At 34.0% G+C, this 21116-nt stretch carries 15 protein-coding genes and 1 pseudogene; 2 read left to right on the forward strand and 14 right to left on the reverse strand.

The genetic code is table 11. The features are described 5' to 3' along the window. Positions 1–84 precede the first annotated feature (84 nt). From EUBREC_RS11810 to EUBREC_RS11835, 6 genes are read right to left on the reverse strand one after another with little or no spacing between them, the layout of a single operon-like run. On the reverse strand, positions 85–1413 hold the full coding sequence (locus EUBREC_RS11810) for a hypothetical protein (protein WP_012743442.1): 1329 nt from the start codon (positions 1411–1413) through the stop codon (positions 85–87). Then, entirely contained in the window at positions 1394–2518 is a 1125-nt protein-coding gene (locus tag EUBREC_RS11815; RefSeq protein ID WP_041254635.1) for a glycosyltransferase family 1 protein, read from the reverse strand. The genes EUBREC_RS11810 and EUBREC_RS11815 overlap by 20 nt, the downstream gene beginning before the upstream one ends. Then, on the reverse strand, positions 2511–3530 hold the full coding sequence (locus EUBREC_RS11820) for a glycosyltransferase family 2 protein (protein ID WP_012743444.1): 1020 nt from the start codon (positions 3528–3530) through the stop codon (positions 2511–2513). Before EUBREC_RS11820 ends, EUBREC_RS11815 begins: the two co-directional genes overlap by 8 nt. Further along, on the reverse strand, positions 3502–4680 hold the full coding sequence (locus EUBREC_RS11825) for a hypothetical protein (RefSeq protein WP_148207808.1): 1179 nt from the start codon (positions 4678–4680) through the stop codon (positions 3502–3504). Before EUBREC_RS11825 ends, EUBREC_RS11820 begins: the two co-directional genes overlap by 29 nt. Before the next feature lie 8 nt (positions 4681–4688). Then, positions 4689–5438 (reverse strand): DUF4422 domain-containing protein, encoded by a 750-nt coding sequence (locus tag EUBREC_RS11830; RefSeq protein WP_012743446.1) that lies wholly within the window; start codon positions 5436–5438, stop codon positions 4689–4691. After that, the gene (locus EUBREC_RS11835; RefSeq protein WP_012743447.1) at positions 5438–6247 is read right to left on the reverse strand and encodes a DUF4422 domain-containing protein; all 810 of its coding nucleotides are present in this window, start codon (positions 6245–6247) and stop codon (positions 5438–5440) included. The genes EUBREC_RS11830 and EUBREC_RS11835 overlap by 1 nt, the downstream gene beginning before the upstream one ends. A gap of 121 nt (positions 6248–6368) precedes the next feature. Between EUBREC_RS11835 and EUBREC_RS11840 the strand changes: the two genes are divergently transcribed. Beyond that, positions 6369–7820, forward strand: coding sequence for a flippase (locus EUBREC_RS11840; RefSeq protein ID WP_041254183.1), 1452 nt, complete (start codon positions 6369–6371; stop codon positions 7818–7820). Here the strand turns inward: EUBREC_RS11840 and EUBREC_RS11845 are convergent. The 7 genes and pseudogenes from EUBREC_RS11845 to tnpC form a co-directional block, all read right to left on the reverse strand. Next, positions 7817–8968 carry a hypothetical protein gene (locus tag EUBREC_RS11845; RefSeq protein WP_012743449.1) on the reverse strand — a complete coding sequence of 384 codons (1152 nt, stop codon included), beginning with the start codon at positions 8966–8968 and terminating at the stop codon, positions 7817–7819. The two genes, EUBREC_RS11840 and EUBREC_RS11845, sit on opposite strands and share 4 nt — an antisense overlap. Before the next feature lie 30 nt (positions 8969–8998). Then, positions 8999–10039, reverse strand: a complete 1041-nt coding sequence (locus EUBREC_RS11850; protein WP_012743450.1) for an acyltransferase — start codon at positions 10037–10039, stop codon at positions 8999–9001. 106 nt (positions 10040–10145) lie between these two features. Continuing rightward, positions 10146–11540 (reverse strand): group II intron reverse transcriptase/maturase, encoded by a 1395-nt coding sequence (ltrA, locus tag EUBREC_RS11855; RefSeq protein ID WP_012743451.1) that lies wholly within the window; start codon positions 11538–11540, stop codon positions 10146–10148. A 496-nt stretch (positions 11541–12036) separates the two neighbouring features. After that, positions 12037–13350 (reverse strand): L,D-transpeptidase family protein, encoded by a 1314-nt coding sequence (locus EUBREC_RS11865; protein ID WP_049757239.1) that lies wholly within the window; start codon positions 13348–13350, stop codon positions 12037–12039. A gap of 43 nt (positions 13351–13393) precedes the next feature. Then, positions 13394–15052, reverse strand: coding sequence for a GH25 family lysozyme (locus EUBREC_RS11870; RefSeq protein ID WP_012743453.1), 1659 nt, complete (start codon positions 15050–15052; stop codon positions 13394–13396). 304 nt (positions 15053–15356) lie between these two features. Further along, positions 15357–16418: an acyltransferase gene (locus tag EUBREC_RS11875; protein ID WP_012743454.1), complete on the reverse strand. Its 1062-nt coding sequence runs from the start codon at positions 16416–16418 to the stop codon at positions 15357–15359. A 316-nt stretch (positions 16419–16734) separates the two neighbouring features. Next, positions 16735–17864, reverse strand: a pseudogene (gene tnpC / locus EUBREC_RS17045) (IS66 family transposase); the annotation flags it as partial. 218 nt (positions 17865–18082) lie between these two features. On the opposite strand from tnpC, the gene EUBREC_RS11885 reads away from it, so the two are divergent. After that, on the forward strand, positions 18083–19396 hold the full coding sequence (locus EUBREC_RS11885; protein ID WP_041253786.1) for an IS30 family transposase: 1314 nt from the start codon (positions 18083–18085) through the stop codon (positions 19394–19396). Between the two features lie 656 nt (positions 19397–20052). Here EUBREC_RS11885 and EUBREC_RS11890 read toward each other — a convergent pair. Beyond that, positions 20053–21090 (reverse strand): acyltransferase, encoded by a 1038-nt coding sequence (locus EUBREC_RS11890; RefSeq protein WP_012743460.1) that lies wholly within the window; start codon positions 21088–21090, stop codon positions 20053–20055. Between the last annotated feature and the right edge of the window lie 26 nt (positions 21091–21116).

Consider the following 21116-nt stretch of genomic DNA (forward strand, 5'->3'; position numbering starts at 1 on the left):
TACCATATCCTTTGTCTTAAGACTGTTAAGACTTCCTTAATATTATTATTAAATCGGTTATTATGCTAAATAATTCAAATTTATTTAAGCTCCTACTGTCACATATCCTAAAATACTGATATTTTGTTCATTTGCGACTGTAATATCCTGTACTACGTCTCCAAAATAAGCCTTTCTCAATTCATTTATAAACACTACATTACCATTTTCTATTATACATTTCAAAGAATCCGTATCCTGTGAAAAAGAATCAATCCATACAGCTTCTATCTCTTGTTTTTTTAGTTCGTCAACCAGTACTTTAATGTTTTCATCCGCATTTGATATATGACCCGTCAAATATATTTTCTTAACATCTGTATTGTCACATATTTTGGCAATCCTAAGTGCAGAAACCAATATATTTTCCTGTGAATATCTTCTATAACACAGTCTATCCACAAATTTGCTCCACTTTGATATTTTATCCTTATTAATGCGGCCAAAATAGTCCAATCCGAAACTTTCATTGATTGCTGAATCATTTCTAATCTTATCACTGACACAAATTATTATTATATTGATTACTACAGCAAGTATCACTCCAAGGAAAGCTCCTATAAATATATAGGCTTTATTAAAATGTGCCTCTGTAACCAATTTGCTAATATCAACAGTAGCATCAGATGTCTGGGATGAAGCTTCCGTAGTATCAGTTTTTTTCGGCACATAAGAATCTCTTTTAGTCACAAGAGCTGATGTACGGCTCTCATTAGCTGCCTGTGTATCATACACTCCTGTAAACATGCCCCCATAACAGACCTCATCCATCAAATTAGGCATGGACAATCCCTTTATTTCTCCATAATCAGATATCGCTTTCTTAACCGCAGATGAAATAGTATCACCCTCATCTTTATTTGAAGCATATATATTCACAGATAAAATTTTAGAATCTTCTGTAGATCCTAATATCTCACAACTCACTAAATCCTGTATATCTACTGTTGTATAATTTTCAAGAGTATTCCCAATATCTTGTGCCATTGATTTTTTATTTATATATGCAATGTAAGCAGGAAGTGCAACATTATAGTCATCAATCTCATATGTCAGTCTTACCGCCACCATATTATAAGGATCGAGTTTCATAAACGCTGATTTTTCAAGATAAGATTTCCACTCATCTATCTGATTTTGAACCTGATAGTATTCGTCCGGATAATCAATATCATTATCAGGGTCATCTGCCGCATCATCTTTCTCTTTCATTTGTTCTATCAGTTTTTTGTTACTTTCTGCCAGCTTCTTATCATTATTATATTTAAAATTCGGCACTGCCACTGCCATCAAAATAACGCATATAACAAGTATATACCATTTCCGCAAAACCTCTGCTATTACATCAACAGCCTTAATATATTGTTTTTTCATCTTTTAACCACCTGTCTTCTATTTTTTTCACTTCATTCTGAATATCATAGCCTTTTAGTTTAAAATTCTGCTTTATATATTCGTTACCCGGTCTGACATATTGTTTCATAGCCAAAGCCTCAACTCCCCAATCATAAGGAGATTTATCAAGCGAAAAGAACATAAAATTATCATTCATTCTCAACTCTTCTGTAATAACACCTTTAGAAGCCAAAACCGTAACTCCGTTTGCCTGAGCTTCAAGCGCTACTACACTTAAGCCTTCAAATACCGATGGAAATAAAAATAAATCCATAGCACTAAGCCATCCAGGAATATCTTTTTGGATTCCAACAAAATAAACCTTTTCTGATATATTTAAATCTACAGCCTTCTTTTTTAGCTTCTCTTCATCTTCCCCCTGCCCAATAAGAACAAGTGCACATTTAGAATCAATCTTTAATATCTCAGCAAACACATCCAAAAGAAACATTTGATTTTTCTGAAAATGGAATCTACCAATATTTCCAATCAGATATTCATCGGTACATCCTATTTGTTTTCTATACTTCTTACGCTTTTCTTCATCATATGCAAATTTTTCCACATCTATAGCATTGTGGATTATTATTACCTGTTCCATCAACTTATTTGTATAAAACCATTGAGCTGCATCCGGTGCACATGCCCAAAAATCGGTCGCATACTTTTTAATTACCAGACGATTTATTTTATGAAGAAATCCTCTAAGTTTGCTATCCATATTTCTTGAATTATGACTGTGTATAATTCTTTTCCTAATCCCATACTTCTTAGCCATTTTCAGATAGTCAATGTTTGCAAGACTGCTTACATTGACCCATATAGCATCCCATTCTTTACTTTTAGTTCTAAACAGATCTTCCAATTCTGCTTTATACTTTCGATAATCTGTACTTCTCGCTGTAATATGGTATGTTCTCGCTCCCATACCTATAAGTTCATCTTCATATGCAACAGGTGCATGTGAATTACACAGAAAATCAAACTGGATTTTTGATTTGTCTATATTCCTATAATAATTCATCAAAAAACTCTCCACTCCACCCGGATTTTCTGTCATTCCAAACACTAAAACTCTATACATTATTACTTTCCTTTGCATTTTGTTTTGCTCTTATTGAATATACTACTCCTGCCAATCTATAACACTTAATCTTTATTAAAAATATCGGAATCATCCTCAACGAGCTGCATTCTTTGAATTTAATATTTCTTAATGAATCACTAAAGATTTTTCTTGATATGGTATCCTTCAGTATCCCTATCTTTTCTTTTGCATTCTTTTTAATATTTTTATCATAAACTCCCCTGACCATAGCAATATTAAAATGCATTAATATATATTTTGAAAATGCCTCTTTAACTGTTTTGCTTTCGTGTTCTATCCAACACACAGTCCTTTCCATAGAAAATATATAATCATTAATCTTATCATCATTAACACTTCTAACCGTAGAATTATTGTCAATAGAATAATTATATACTATATTGTCACTAACTGATATACATTTGCAGAATGCACTGTATCTGATAGAAAAATCGCTGTCCTCTGCCAGCCTTAATTCCTGATCAAATCTTATATTATTTTCAATTATAATATCTCTCTTGAATAATTTAGCCCATACTTGCAAATATCTGGTTGGATTAGAAATAAATTCCGCACGGCACCTTTCTATATCATCTGCATTATATGTTTTTTCTGTTCCTGCAAGCTGTATCTTTCTTGAGCCATTTACGTGACCATACAATATCCAGTCAGGAGCCATCCTATCGGCATCATGCAAAAGCTTAGCTATAGATCCCTTTAAAATAAAATCATCTGCATCCAGGAAGAAAATCCATTCTCCTTTTGCTATATCAATTCCTTTATTTCTAGCTGCTGAAACACCCTTTTGTGATCTCACAGCTGTAATATTGCTATATAAAGAAGCCATATCTTCAGCCAATAAATAAGTATCATCTGTAGATCCATTCTCCACGATAATTATCTCTATCTTTTTTTGTCCCCCGCACGCATTCGCATCACTTTCTATGCTTTCAATAGCCCTTTTTAAATATGCCGTCGCGTTATGCGCCGGAATTATAAATGATATCATTTCTTCCACGTTCCTTATTTCTATCACAATTAATTTTAGCAAATGCAACAAAAGACAATGTATTAAACGCAAAATTATATAACCTCGGCTCGGTCAATGAATGTATTAAAACAAATATCAAAACAAATACCAGCCAATAGTCATCCGCTATACATGCCCTATATATAGCTATAGAATATATAGTTAAAATTGCTATCAAAGCTATAATTCCATAACTTAAAGCAATCTGTAAATAAGAACAGTCAACATAATTGTATCCATATAAAGATGTGTTTAATGTACTGGATCCAACCCACTCTATAGGCTGTCCAAATAATGTAAATCCATATTCTTTAATAGCATCAAATCCCAAGTTTAATCGTCCGCTTAAAAATGCGTTCGCTTTAAGCCATATTGTAGAATCCTCATCAAACATTATTGTTGTGCCTATTGAAATCAAAGCACATATAAACGGCATCATAATCCACAACCATTTAAACACATGCATTATTCTCCACGGATTATCCCATAAACTTTGAATTGCAAAAAACAAGAGAAAAATTGTAGAAACGTAAAAAGTCATGCGTGTATTCGTCTGAGTATAAATCAGATAGTTTATTACCTCCAACATAACAGCTTCGTACCATTTAAATTTTCTTCCCCTGATATATATATACCCAAGTGCTATAAAGTAAAAGACTATAGGTGCTGTTGTACACCACGCAAATCCCATGCCCATACGCTTTCTGGTAAGTTCCGAAAAATCATAATTAGGTACATAACCGGTTAAAGCAGCTACAATTGATCCAATTAAGATAATAGCCTGAGCAAATATACTAACTGAAATTATACGTTTGCCATCACAGCCTATTGTTGCAACATATATCAGAAAGAATAAGCAAAAATTAAATTCTCCGGCAAATAAAGCAGCTATCACAAATATCCCCATATATGCTATAGCAGATATTATATTCCTATTATCATACTGATCCCATAATATTTTTATACATAAAAGAAAATATGCCAGATATTTACTATATGTTCCAATACTTCTCAATGTAGCAGCATCATCCATTGCAACAACATATGTATGATCCATAAGCATAGCGAAAACAAATATAAATATTCCTGCCAGACATATAAGTTCTTTTTTTTCTATTTTCTCTGACAAATCCATAGTCATCCTTTTAAATAATAATTTATCACACGCTTAATCCCTGTCAAAAAACGTTTCTTAAAACTCCACTTTTCCTCTGTATTTACAACACCTGTTTCAAAAATATCAAGCTTATTGTGACTCACATACACATATAATAGTCTCTCTGATATAAAGCCATATATTCTTGAAAAATATTCTGAATATTCCGATACATCGACTCTGCGTTCCACCTCAAACAATATATCAAACATCCATCGGCACATATCATCATAAATAGTCTTACTTGTTATAAACATATTTCCAAAATAAACATCTTTACCATTTATAAACTTTTCAAACTCGTCATAATACTCCGGGTATTTTTCTTTTATCACTTCTCCCGTAATAAATAAATCCTTCTTATATCCGGATTCACAGTACTGCTCAATAACAGTTTTATCCAAATGTCTTATAAAAGGAAGTATCATATCATGTTTTTTCAACTGCTTTTCAATGTCGCTTTTACTAAGCAGCCTTCCATTATAATGCCTTGAAAAATATCTTCTATAATGAACTATTCCTATATAATCATCTTTTACATGTTTCCATAGCCAGTATATTCCTGTAAGCTCACAATAATTCTTATTTTTATCGGAAATATTGTCTCCATCATCATCAAAATATGCACCTTTGGGCAAAACATGCCCTCTAATGGCACCAACCTGTATCGGAATGTATCCGTTTTCCTTTGGAATATCAAATATCTTGTGTGTAACAATATATATACTCATCAAAAACTCCCCTGATATTTTTCACCACAAAATTTTGCTTTTAAAAAGGCTTTACCCTTTTTATACCAGTTAATTTTTTCCAGGTGAATGCAATTTAGTTCCATTATCTTATACTTTGAAAGACTCTTGTTCTCAATTTTATATTCAAGCCATACATTAAATATAATTTCTGAAATTCTTCCGTAAAATCTACTCTGAAATGCATTAAGATCAGGCATATCTATTCTGTTTTCAAGCTCAAATAAAATATCAAACAGCCAGGTACAATACTCATTTAATAGTCTCTTATCCATTATTGCCATATTAAACATATAGGCAGATTTCCTGTTCACAACTATATCAAAAGCGCTAATATACTGTGGATATTTTTCTTTAATTATTGTCCTTGTCAAATCCAATTGCTCTATATAATGTGTATGCTCATAATGGCTATACAGTGTCTCAATAAAATAATTCCTCTTCTTAGGCACAAATAATCTTATCCTTCCCAGATAAGGCCTAAGCTCTTCATATGTCAAAACATTCTCAAATGAAGACCTTCTATGCATTGAAAAATATCGGCGATAATGCACCAAACCAATATAATCTTCATCCAGATTCTTCCATGCCCAATATAACCCTGTCAGTTCACAGAAATATGAATTTTTCTCAGAAATATTTTCACCTGTATTATCTTTTGTATATCCTAAGTCCAAAGGTTTTCCTGATGCATCAAACTTTCCTTCTGCTCCAACATGAAGCGGAAGATACATCTCATCCTTTGGCATCCAATATTTTTTGTGAGTTGCAATTATAATCTTTGCATTCATGCTCTTGTATTACCTCATTAAAATCTTTACATAGCTATTAGTATTATAACAAATAATAGCAATATCCGCAAACCTGTGTTATTATATTATACAAATCTTAAGAATTATAAGGAGAATCAATTTGAAAAAACAGGCATCACTTAAACTTAATTTCTTAATGAATATAATACTTACGCTCTCATCCATTATCTTTCCACTCATAACTTTCCCTTATGTATCTAGAGTTTTGCAGCCTGAAGCCTGGGGTAAAGTCAACCTTGCAACATCATTTATAACCTATTTCAGTTATTTTGCCCAGTTAGGTCTGCCTACATACGGAGTAAAAATATGCGCCAAATACAGAGATGACAGGCTAAAACTATCACGTACCGTACAGGAACTGTCAATTATCTGTACCATTTCCACCATAATAACGTATGTAATTCTTGGAATAACAATTATTACCATTCCTAAGATAGCATCTGAAAAGCCATTATATATACTCGTTTCATCCACTCTTTTCTTCAATCTGATTGGAATGGAATGGCTATACAAAGCATTGGAAAAATACACGTACATTACGATAAGATCTCTTATTTTCAAATTTATTGCCTTAATAGGAATGTTTTTATTGGTAAAAAGTCAATCAGATTATATAATCTATGGTGGAATAAGTGTATTTGCTGCATCTGCATCAAATATCTGTAATTTTATCGAAGCACGAAAATATATAACTTTTAAACCTCTTGGACACTATCATTTCAGAAAACATCTAAAACCACTATTCATACTCTTTGCCATGACATGTGCCTCAACTATTTATACCAATCTGGATACAGTCATGCTTGGATTTATGGCTACAAATACCGATGTTGGCTATTATAATGCCGCAGTAAAGATAAAAGCCTTACTTGTAGCTGTTGTTACATCCCTAGGAACAGTATTGCTTCCAAGAGCTTCATATTACATTGAGAATGGTTTTACATCCGAATTCAAAAAAATAAGCTCTAAAGCACTTAACTTCATATTTATTATTTCATTGCCAATGATAGTATACTTTATTGTATTTGCAAAAGAATGTATTTTTTTCCTTTCAGGTACCAAATTCGTACCATCAACCATTCCAATGCAGATAATAATGCCTACTTTACTCTTTATAGGACTCACCAACATTCTTGGAATACAGATTCTTATTCCATTAGGTAAGGAACGTTATGTTCTTTATTCAACTATTGTCGGGGCATTGGTAGACCTGATATTAAACGCAATACTGATTCCTCAATTCCAGTCAGCCGGTGCCGCCATTGGAACTCTGGTAGCTGAATTTGCAGTATTTATTGTTCAATTTATACTTATTGATAGTGATATAAGAGAAATGTTCAAAACTTTTCAAGTATACAAAATAGTAATCGCTGTTATTGCCGGGCTTCTTTGTTCTTGCTGGGTAAAGAACACATCATTACATGTATTCTTTACCCTTGCAATATCAGCTATTATATTCTTTCCAGTATATGGAATTGTTCTTTTATTATTAAAAGAACAATTTATAACAGAAGTAAAAAATAATCTTTTATCCAAATTTAAAACTCATTAATTATCTTCAATTGTTCTTATATCAGATAGTGGTAGCAATACTATCGCATTGACAGCCACATTTATAAGATGTGGCTCTGTCATACTATGAACGAGAACAAATAAAAAAACAAACACAGCCCAATAATTATTTGCCTTTATCGACTTATATATACCATACATATATATAGCAATAAGCAATATCAGCACAAAAGCACCGTACCACATTCCTATCTGCAGATAGGAACAATCTACATAATTATAATTATCGACTATCCCATCATTTAATAATCCAAAACCATTCCATATTATAACCTGTCCAAATAATGGAAATTTATAATAATGAAGTGCATCATGCCCCAATTGCAATCTCCCTGAGAGAATCGAATTTGCCTTTAAAAATATGGAATTGTCCGGATTATAAAAATAAGCAGCAACAATAGAAACAATAACCAGTACGATTGGAATTATAAAATATACCCAATTCAACTTTTTCAGATAACCAAAGAACCCCTTCCACAGACTTTGTACTGTGAAAAATATAATAACAACACTACACAGTAAAAATGTCATTCTGGTATTTGTCATATGATAAAAATAATAATTAATAAGTTCTAATACAATGGCTTCATACCATTTAAATTTCTCAGATCTAATATAAATATACAAAAGACAAATAAAGAAAAATAATATGGGAGCTACTGTTATCCAGTTAAATCCCAATATATGTCGGCTTCTTGTCTCCGGATTAAAAATCTTATCTTCCAATAAACCAATCTGTGACAAAAATACAACCACAAATAAAATTACACTCTGTATGCACAAAGAAATTTTTGATATAGACACAGCGTCTGCCCCCACAGTTGATATCAACAATATCGCTGTCAAAAAGAAAAATTTATGCTGAATATTAAATCCACTGATTAAAAAAACTGCAAACAAAATACAAAAGAATATTATTTCATTTATAGAATATTCTTTTCTTGACAATACAATTTTCACTAAACATAATAAATAGCCCAATGCCTGTATTGAGTTTGTGATAATGCCAAGTAACGCATTCTCATTTCTTGTGTAGATAGCAGTCTGTGGTATCAGTGATGTAATTAATATTATAGCCAATGCTATCCCATATAATATCTCTTTTCCATTATTTTTAGTCTGTTCCATAATCTTCTCTCTTTCATATTCTTCATACGATTAAGGTACAATTTGCCTTAATATCGGAATCTTTCTAATTATCCATGTAATTCCGACAATAACTAGCCCAATTGGTATAGGTGCTCCTAATCTCCAAAGCAGCGATGTTGTATCAACATCAAAATGTCTGACAACATAATCTAATATAAACCAATGCATTAAATATATCGGAAATGTGTATTTTCCAATTGCACCTACAATCGCTTGACTTACCTTATATTTCATAAATTTCTTTCCTATAAAGCACAATAAAATAAATATGCCACAGGAATACATTATACATGGTAAATTATTATACCCTTTAAACGTCTGATTGACCGAACCATCTCTTATAGTTAATATATACGTACCACATATATGCATAAAAAGCCCTATAATTCCGGCTACTCCAATAAAAACTTTATAAAATGTTTTCATAGGATATTTATATATGACATACCCAATAACAACCCACAAAATATATCCCGATGCCACCGAAATAGTATATGACCATTCCATTTGCAGTTGAAACACATTATTAATAAATGGAATTAATATATTTAAAACAATCCCTATCAGAATGATATATCTATATATCTCCTTCTTTTTTTCCTTATCAACAGCTGCAAACAATGGTATCGCAAGGTAGACACAAAACAGACATGGGAAAAACCAATATACACTAATTATTTCACTTCCACCAAGAATACCATTTAAAACTGTTCTTATACCTAATGTATCAATACTGAAATATCCTACATGTAGATTGTAAAAAACACCTATACAACTCCAAATAATATATGGCAAAAGTGTTTTTTTTGCGCGTTTAAGAAAAAATACTTTTGTACTATATTTTTCCTGATAATCTATCAATGTAATACCACTTATCATAAAGAAAACCGGAACTGCAAAATAGAATACACTCTCTATTATGTTTGCTGAAAACCAATAACCTGCATTGGCATCAAAATTCCAAAAGCAGGAATTAGTGTGCAATGCAATTACAGAAAATGCACTTACCACCTGAAGAAATGTTATGACATTATCGTTTTTTTTATTCATTTTATAAATCCTTATTCTATTTGTATTTATCAACAATCGAGTAGGAGGCGGTGACTAACCGCCGTCCTCTCACAGCACCGTACGTACCGTTCGGTATACGGCGCTTTCAATAGTTGACGTGCACAGACTGATAGGCTGTGGCTAAATCGTAAAAGCCACTGTTTATCAGTCTTTCTTTATTCAGCGCCCAAATCACAGCTTTGTTATTGCTGATATACCAATACTTTCTGCGACTGTTTGCTATTGTTGCCGCATAGTGTTCTGGGATTCCCAGCTTGACTAGATTTTTATATTTCGTTCTAGGTTTCTTCCACTGTTTCCATATGCACATGCGTATTCTGTGATAGAGCCATCCGTTGATATCATCTATGTTGTTCTTCATGCTTGCAATTCCGTAGTAGTTAAGCCATCCTCTTGCATATACTTTGATTTTCTCAAGGCTTGGCTTGATTGACTGACATCGCTTACGGGAAGATAACTGCTTCAGTCTGGACTTAAACTTCTTCCATGACTTCGGATGAACTCGGACATATATGCCTTTTCCGTTCCTTCCCAATGCAAAGCCAAGGAATTTAAAATTTCGGATTGCAAACACGCTGACTGTACGGCTCTTTTCTCGGTTGACTGTAAGTTTCAGCCTCTCCTCAAGATATTTTGTACTGCTTTCCAAGAGTCTCTCTGATGCTCGCTTGCTCTTTGCAAGAAGCACGATGTCATCTGCATATCTTATGCATGGAACACCTCTTTTCAGGTATTCCTGGTCGAACTCATTGAGGTAGATGTTTGCCAGCAATGGTGATAGATTTCCACCTTGTGGTGAGCCTTCCTCTGTGTCAATGACCACTCCGTTTTCCATTACACCGCTTTTCAGATAGCGCTTTATCAACTGTACTACACGTTCATCTTTTACATTCTTTCGTAGAAGATTGATGAGAATTTCGTGATTAAGAGTATCGAAGTACTTTGACAAGTCAAGGACTACAGCGAATGTATAGCCTTGTTCTGCATACTCCTTAACCTTAAGTATTGCATCTTTTGCACTTCTGTTCGGACGATAGCCATAGCTACCATCTGCAAACAGCGGTTCATAGATTGGCACTAACTGTTGGGTTATTGCCTGTTGAAGTGTACGGTCTATCACTGTTGGTATGCCAAGCTTTCGCACACCACCATCTGGTTTGGGAATTTCAACTCGTCTTACTGGAGACGGAGTATACTTTCCACGATAAATGCGGTCAGTTATCTCTTGTTGATGTTCCTTTAGATATGGAAGAGCCTCTTCAATGGTCATGCCATCAATTCCCGGCGCTCCCTTGTTTGCCTTAACTCTCTTATACGCTCTGTTAAAGTTGTCTTTATACAGTATCGTTTCCAAAAGTCTCGGCTGTGCACTGTCTCTTTCTTTCCATATCCGATTGAATGACCTAGACGCTTTCACATACCCTTCATGTTCCGCATTATCTCTTTGCGAACAGCCATTGTTTTCAATGTTTTCTGCCATAGACGGTCATTCCTCCTTTCTCGGTCATACTCAAGACTCCTACTGATTCGGTCCTTCACCTCTCGGCTACTATGACCTCTGCTGACTTCTATGCGTTCAGCATTGCTTTATGCAATGGTTACCTCTTTCAAGGCATACCGCACAGACCTCCCTAGGTACCACACGTTTCTTCCTCTCCATCCATCTGCCTCATTTATCATGCATGATTCCGTGTAGTTATTGGGCTTTAACATGGGTTGCTGTCTTACCCACATGCATGACCTCATATGAGATTTCTGTTCGTCAGACCAGAGATTTGCCCGTGAGTTGGTATATTCCTCACATCCAGCTTCCTTCAGATTCCATCTCACGATGGACACCCTTGCCTTCGGCTATATCCTTCCCACTACCTGGCGGATTCGGGACTTTAACCCGTTAGAAACGTGCGCCGCTAGGCGCACAATACTCAAACAGACAGGTAGCCATAACCTGTCTGTTTTTACTATAACTTTATAAATTAATAAATAACTACATGTGTTCCCCTAGGAATATTATCATATATCCACTTCGCATTATTAATCTCTAATCTTACACATCCATGAGATAATTGTATACCTACACGTCCATCTTGAAGCGTGCCATTTTTATTATATAAAACGCTATGGAATAAATAGTTGCCTTTAAACTGCGTATAATAAAAACATCTAGAATTTCCTGAATCAAAATAGTATCCTTTACCAGCTACATTATACTCTCCTGATATAGTAGGTGTAGATGCCTTTCCAGGAGCACAAGGCCAGAAATATTTTAATTTCCAATTATTTTTACTTCCTTGATATATTCCCACCATACAAGAAGATCGATCCACTAAAATCAAGTATTTTGTGGAACTTGAATACCCTTGCGCGCAACTATTAAGCCAACTTGGATCAATCCAATCACCATTTTTTGATACATAATATCCATCTATATTTCTATTAGATGCCATAGCACCATGTGTACCACCTTTGGAATCATTCTCCCTATAAAAATAATACCACTTATTGCCTATATATTGCCATCCTGACTTCATAATTCCATCATTGACACCACCGAAATAATACCAGTTTGAATTTATATATTTCCAACCATATTTCATAGCACCATCATTATTACCGCCTAAATAGTACCAAGAATTATTTATTTTCTGCCAGCCAGATAGCATATGTCCATCTGTTGCAAACAAATACCATGTCGCCCCGATTCTTTGCCAGCCACATTTCATAGCACCATCATTCCACGATGACAAATAGTACCATTTAGTATTATTCTTTAACCAACCACTTTTCATAACGCCATCATTTTTATCCCCCAAGAAGTACCATCGCCCATTTATCTTCTGCCAACCATATTTCATTGATCCGTCTTTTGAAAAATAATACCAGCTTCCTCCTACATTATTCCATCCTGTAGCCATTTTGCCATCTTCTGTTCCACCAAAAAAATACCATGTATCATTTATTTTTTGCCAGCCATGTCTCATTTTTCCATCAGAAGCAGTTCCAAAATAATATGTTTTTCCATTAATTAGCCGCCAACCAGATATCATCTTACCATCAGTATCAAAATAATACCAATGCCCATCGATACACTTCCATCCTACAATATAATTATTATTATTATTCTCATCTACATAATAATAATAATAGTTATCCTCCCAGCGAAGCCATTTATATACAATTTGCTTTTCCCCTGCTTCAACCTCATTTTCAGCATATACACAATTATGCCCTATGCATACAAAACATATACACAAGCATATACATAATGCCCATTTGATTATTTTTCTCATATTTTCCATCTCCTATTCGTTTTAATATTACATTTCAAATCCGCTAATATAGCCAAACTCCGCTAGAATTCATATAATACATTTTATTTCCAATTTTTTGCCAACCTGTTAGCATTTTTCCACTAGAATTCATATAATACCAATTTTTTCCAATCTTCTGCCAACCTATTAGCATTTCACCACTCTTATTCATTAGATACCATTTTCCTTCTACTTTTTGCCACCCAGTAAGCATCACCCCATTAGAATTAAATAGATACCAATTTCCTCTTATACTATGCCATCCTGTAAGCATTTGACCATTATTGCTTAAATAGTACCAATTTACCCCTTGTTTCTGCCAACCTCCAAGCATTATTCCATTAGTGTTAAATAAATACCATTTTCCTCCTATACTATGCCATCCTGTAAACATTTCTCCGCTTCTATTCAAATAATACCAATTTGATTTTAACAAAAGCCATCCCGTTCTCATAGCACCGTCTTCATCTAAATAATACCACTTTTTTCCTTGTTTCTGCCATCCAGTTAGCATTATTCCATTCGAATTAAACAGATACCACTTTCCGCCTATACTATGCCACCCTGTAAACATTTCTCCACTAGTACCAATATAACTCCACCTACCATTATTATATCTCCAACTACTAAAAGCTTTATTTGCAAAGTCTATATCAACATTCCCCGATATTCCTGAGACTCTGCATGTTGAACCACTCTGCCAAATAGTTCTATGAATATCTGTATTATAGTGATAATTATATCTCGCAACCCACATTTCTTCATTAGAAATCTGGCTTACATCTATATAATTTTTATACCAATTTTCATTACAATACACCATAGGAGTATAGCCTGCTTTTCTAATTTCATTACAAAAAGTTTTTGCTATTGCCCCCAACTGTTGCCTTGATAAATCGGTCTGTGATGAATCCTCCAAATCAATAGCTACCGGATATGAAATTGTGTATCCCTTCAATTCATTTATCACATACTTTGCATCAGATACTGCATTTTCTGTTGTCCTTGCTTTACTATATATATATGCCCCTATAGGCATGCCTACAGAATTAGCGTTTGCAGCATACTCCTTAAATCTCTTGTCAGTAAAATGATGATATGAATCCGAATAGTAACTTGCAGATACTCTTAATATAGCAAATTGTATACCATCATTTTTTACAGCATTCCAATCAATATTTCCCTGATAATATGATACATCAATTCCTTTTATGGTGTTATTAGCATAATCTGATGATATCCAAACTCCATTCGCATTATGATACCACCAACCACCGCTATATTGTTGCCACCCTGTAAGCATTTCACCTTTCCCATCAAAATAGTACCAACTGCCATCAATATATTGTGATCCGATTACCATATACCCATACTGATTAAAATAATACCATTTTCCTCCATTCTGCATCCATTTACCGGCTGGATACGAACCATCAGAATATTGGTACCACCAGCCATTATTATCTTTTCTCCATCCACTTGCAGATTGGGCTAAGATTTCACCACTGGAATATGTCTGAATGTCCTCATCATAATTCACCTCACCTTCATATTCTGTTTTAATAGAAGATCCAGCAGTATATTCTTCTTGAACTGCTTTAACCGAATTATGTCCGCAAAATAATAATCCCATTCCCATTATCATTCCAATGAACACTTTGCCTCTTTCAAAAAATTTCATACTCAATTTTATTTCATCCTTTCATATAATATCATCTGTATTATAGCACACCAGTACTAATAATAATACAAAAAGCTACAAATTCACCTCATAATTAGTAAATTTGCAGCTTTAATTCAAAATTTTATTTTGGATTGTCGTTCAAATAATTCTTCGCAGCTTTCATGAAACTTATTGTAATAAGCACAATTACTATATAAGTAGGTAATAATCCGCATCTGTTCATTACCTACTTACTATTCATTTGCTTACTGGCCGGTCAGCAATGGCTGTTTAACCTAGATATCTATTTTTATAAAATCATTTACTCTCTACACTTTGATTTGTCCAAGAAGCTACTTACCAATTTTTTGTTTAATAAATATGTTAATATTTTTTCATTAATTTTAAATATAACCGCTATCATCGAAGAAATAACAAATACATTCACAACTACAAATATAAAAAATAGAATTCCTTTACTCATACATAGCGTGTCCTTAAATTTCCATAAAAAACTTATGCTAAAATCCATAACTGCCGGATGGCACAAATATATTAAATACGTCAACATTGAAACTTGATGTATCATATTGTTAATTTTTTTATTTATCTTTTGCATCAAATCATTAAGTTTTATAAATAAAACAAACACCCCCACAACTTGTATTATCATTAACGGTCCATAATCAAAAATATTATTCATCAAGACAGACATTGGGTTATGTTTTTCTATTATAATCGAAAAAGCAAATGCAATTATGCCCATAATAATTGTATGGTTATAATATTTCTTATACTCCGCTCTTAATGTTAAAGCTCCTATAATATAATAAATTCCCCATGAAGTCCAATGGCATTCTCCAATCAAAACTTTCATATATATTTTTAACACTAAACAGATAAACAGAATTGTTGCTAAACAGAAATGTTGTTTAAATGTTATTTTTTTTAATAACACTTTTAAAAACGGGAGCCACAAGACCAAACCAATTAATGAATACATATACCACATGTGGTAAAATTGACTAGAAGTGAATGTAGCTAAAAATCCATACGGAATATTTTTTACCACAGATATTATAGAATATATTTTATCATTCGTATATTCATAATAGAAAATAGAAAATATCAAAAAGTATATTCCTAAAGATAATACTTTATTTAAGTAGTATCTTTTCAAATTCTTTATATATTCCACTGAATTTTCTAATGCAATTGATGATAACAGAAAAAACAATGGTAAACCTAGCCTAACAAGATGATTTACACTTATATACATTATCCCATGTGTATTTTCTGATACTAAATAAATATTATGGATACCAATTACCATAATGCACGCCATGATTCTCAAATAATCTAAAGAATAAATAATTTTTTTCATCCTATATCTTTCCTATTCTGTCAAGCCTAAATCTATTGATTTTACTGACTTTGACGATATTTATTTACCTCAAAACAAGAGCTAGAAGTGATGGATATCGTAGTATCTTGTACTGAATAGCTGATTAATGGATACACTTCTTAAGTAAGCGCTCAATATTCCAACGCTAGATTTTAATTAACGCTTGCATCATCTTTGCTATATGAAAGCGTTTTACTACATTTTAGTTTTTGCAAAGATTTTGAACTTCTTCGCCCAACGGAGTCAACTCCTCAAGCTGTTCATTTAACATGTCTTCACTTGGACGATGCTCCAAAAGATATGTCATCAACGTATCTTTCCATTTTTGGGCATACTTCACCGCTGTCTCGAAACGGCTTTCCTTACGTGGCTTCTGCTCGTCAAGCCAATTCCAGAACGCATCAAGTATTGGTTTTTCTTTTTCAAGACGATAGGCTTTTCTCTGCTCAAATGTGTGCTTCTTGTTCTGTGATCTGCGCTCATACTCAAAAAGCTTTGAACAGAACTGGACTCCCTGTACTGCCGGATTGCTGTAATCATACAGCTTTCCTTTTGGAACCGCATCAATGAAGTATCTTCCTGTATGCGCCCAGCAGGAGCAGTGCCTGATACCAGGGAGATTATTATAGCCCTGATAACCATCCGTTTCCAGGTATCCGTCCGAAAAACAATCAAGGAAATCAACTGCATTGTATCTTGCCTTTGTTTCCGTGTAGTGGTAAAGGACGATAGGTGGCAGTCCATCTTCAGCAGAGCGAAACAGCCACATGAAAGAATCTGTTTCGGGATTTCTTTCCGGCTCCTTCAGTACCTGTATCCGTGTCTCATCTGCCATCAGATATTTCCTGTGAAGCAGCTGCCTATGAAGATAATCACACATCGGTTTGAACTAATTATCCGCACAATATATGATCCAGTTGGCAAGTGTTGCCCTGGTAAAATCCACCCCAAGCTGATGCCAGTCCTGTTCCTGACGGTACAGTGGCATTGCATTTGCGAACTTCTGATACATTACCCATGCAACAGCTGATCCTGAAGCATAGCTGTTTGGTATAAGTGCCTCCGGGACAACAGCCTTTACAAACTTTATATTTTCTTCAATTGCATCTGCTGTAGAGCATGCAGGACAAACTCTTTGCCTATAGGTTCAAGGGCAACACCACACTCATCACAGACTCTCTTATTTTCAGGAAGTGAAATAATCTCATCACAAAATGGAACGCCTTTAAAAAGTTCCTCAAGAGTACGTTTTTTCTTACATGTATGCTCGGGAACCTTAATAGCAGGTGCCTTAAGATCAACATCAGCTTCGTGATCCTTCTTTAATGACTGGATCAGTTCCGTCTAGGCTGCAATGGTTGTATTCAGTTGGCTGATAAGATCCTTCTGCTCAAGAAGTTTTGAGTCCTTTGCACTTACTGCCATGTGATTTTCTGCTCCTTTTTCGATACTCTTATTATACCACAAAGAGCATTAAAAAAGAAGCAGAAAAGGTGCCTGGATTAATATCCCAAAAATGAAATTTTAAATTCCACCACCACATTTGGTGGTGGAATTTACTCCCGCACAGTAAAGGTTTACTCTTTCATATAAAAATGGTAAGGTTATCTTTCTTTCTGACAGCAGTAGAAAGAAGGATATCCATGAGTAAATATATTCCAGGAAACCAGAAGCACCTTTCCCTTGAAGACCGTATCTATATCGAAAACGAACTGAACAAGGGAGAAACCTTTAAGAACATTGCCCGCTTTCTTTGCAAGGATCCAACAACCATTTCCAAAGAAGTAAGGGCTCACCGTCTATCCGACTGGTATCACAAAGGTACTTTCTATAATGCCCATAACTTTTGTATTCATCGCTTCCATTGCCGGAAAACCAATGTCTGCGGAAAAATCATTCTCTGCGATGTAAAATGCACTTCCTGCCCCACCTGTAATCAAACTTGCAAGGATTTTGTGAAGGAACAGTGCAAAAGACTGGATAAGGCGCCCTATGTCTGTAATGGCTGCACAAAAAAGATAAATCATTGCACCATCGCCCAGAAATACAGATACGATGCACGTTTTGCTGATAGAAAATACCGTGAAAAGCTTTCCGGTTCCAGAGCCGGTATAAACATGACAAAACATGAATTACGCAAAAAGGATGGCATTGTTTCTCCTTTAATCGAGCAGGGACAATCTCCATATCAAATCATTACCAATCATCCAGAACTGGATATGTCAGTCCGTTCCTTGTACACCTATCTGGATCAAGGTCTGTTTACAGCCAGAAACATTGATTTAAAACGTAAGCCCGGCTTCAAGCCACGAAAGTGCCATAAAACACAGATTACAAACAGAACCGTCTTCGAGAAAAGGTTATTCAGTGATTTTAGTGAGCTGCGGTTATCCTCTTTTGTAGAAATGGATACGGTACACTCATCCAGAGAATCCAACAAGACGTTACTGACCTTTTTCTTCACTAAGGAAAAGCTGTTCCTTGCCTTTCTCCTGAATCGTTGTACTAAAGGCGCTGTCCGGCTTATTTTTGACCGTTTAGAAAAACGTATGGGCACCTATGAGTTCTTATCTGTCTTTGAATATATCTTGACAGACAGAGGTTCAGAATTCGGAGATCCTGTCGCTCTTGAAACAGGACTGGATGAAATTCAGCGTACCAGCATCTACTATTGTGATCCCATGCGTAGCGGACAAAAAGGAGGTCTTGAGCAGGCTCACACCATGCTTCGCATGGTGCTTCCCAAAGGAACTAGTTTTGAATTTTTGACACAATGGGATGTGAATCTAATCGTGAATCACATCAACTCCACTCCAAGGGAAAGTCTTAATGGAAGCACGCCTTATGACGCCGCATTAGAGACACTCGGAAAAGAAACCCTAAACGCATTTCAGCTTAAGCGCATTGACCCTGATTTGGTCAATCTAACGCCTAAGCTGATTCGCTTCAACCATTAACAACCACTTAGAAATCTGCTGTCGGACTGGAAATTAAACTTTCACATTTTCCTCACATGACCGGTGGAATTTAGTCTCGCACACTACCTTCCAGTGGTCCGTTTGTCATACCATCAAATCAGTTTTTTCCAAGAAGTTACTCCTATTATAACAGAAATAAGCGTTTTGAGCTTATAAAACTCTTAGAAAATCAAGAACTTTTAAATGAGTGTGGAATTTACTTCTGCACTGGAATTTACTTTTTCAAGTTAGCCTGGATTAATATCATTGTTTAAACACCACTGATAATCAGACAGTCCGTTTTTGCGGCATTCCATGATCAGGCGGTATTGTTCTTCGACAGGTACTCTTGGTGCTCTCATAGTTTGTCACCTCATAATAATTAGAGTAAAATGCTAGCATTTCCTGATACTTATTATGAGTTGATAATTAATTTGTTGCAATCCGTTGAATTATTTTGCGCTTACGTTAATGCTTACGTTAATATAGAATGATCTATATTATTATATCTGTGTTTACCATTTCTTCCAACACCAAAAATATTAGCTATAAAATTTATATATCCAACAATACTAAATTTAATAAATTGAGTAATTATTTTCTTTACATTCATCTGCTTATCCTCGAATTTGTAATTAAATAATTTGTCATTTATTTTACATTATATATTTTTTTATATATGGTATTTTGTTTAATATTATTGATAAAATCAACCCTATCGAAAAAACCAAAATTGTTATAACTGGTACTGAAATCAAAGCGTTAAATGTCATTGTATTTATTTCCATCTGTTCTTTTAATATTTTTATCAAAAGAACATGAACCAAATATATTCCAAAACATCTTTGTGCTATGTAACTGATGCCTTTATTTATGTTATCATTTTTAAATTTTCTATATTTAAAAAACACAAATATCGCAATACTTTCCAGCATAACATTTATCATAAAATTATTATAATAGTTGCTACAATATTGTTGATTTTTTAATGCTACAAAAGAATCCATTACAATAGTAAATATAAAGCCTAAACACCCTAAAATATAAATTATTTTTCTCTGTTTTTTGTTAAATTCAATTTTACTTAAATAAAATCCCAACACAAAATAAGCAGAATATCCGAATGCTATGTTCAACTCCTTTATATTTTTTTCAATAATTTCAAGGCAATTCAAAATTGTACTATTCGTGCAAAAATCACGAATGATAGTTATCAATTCAGGGATACAACCAACAAAAATAAAAGACATAAATAAAAAATATCTCAATGTATACATATTTTCAACCACTTTTTTAAGGATTGGAATCATCATGTATAATCCAATAATCATAAAGATAAACCATAAATGATATGGGGCTGAAATAAAATTAATTAAGCGTCCTTGCTGTTCATCATACCTAAATAATGCATAAATTGCTGACCATACTACCAAAGACACTGCCATTCGGAAAATATATTTTGTATATATTACTTTTAAAGACAACTCCTTTTTTAAAAACAGTGCCCCACTAATCATTACAAAAACAGGAACACCCCATCTGACTATACTGTCATATAAATTAAATACTTGCCAATTATATCCATTAACATCACTTACGTACCAATTTTGAGCGGACATATGCAACATTATCACCGCCAACGTTGCCATAACTCTCAGATAATCAAAATATATAGTTCGCTTTTGTTTATCCATTCTGAAAATTATCTCCTCTATAATAA

Source organism: Agathobacter rectalis ATCC 33656, from assembly GCF_000020605.1.
Lineage (GTDB): Bacteria > Bacillota > Clostridia > Lachnospirales > Lachnospiraceae > Roseburia > Roseburia rectalis.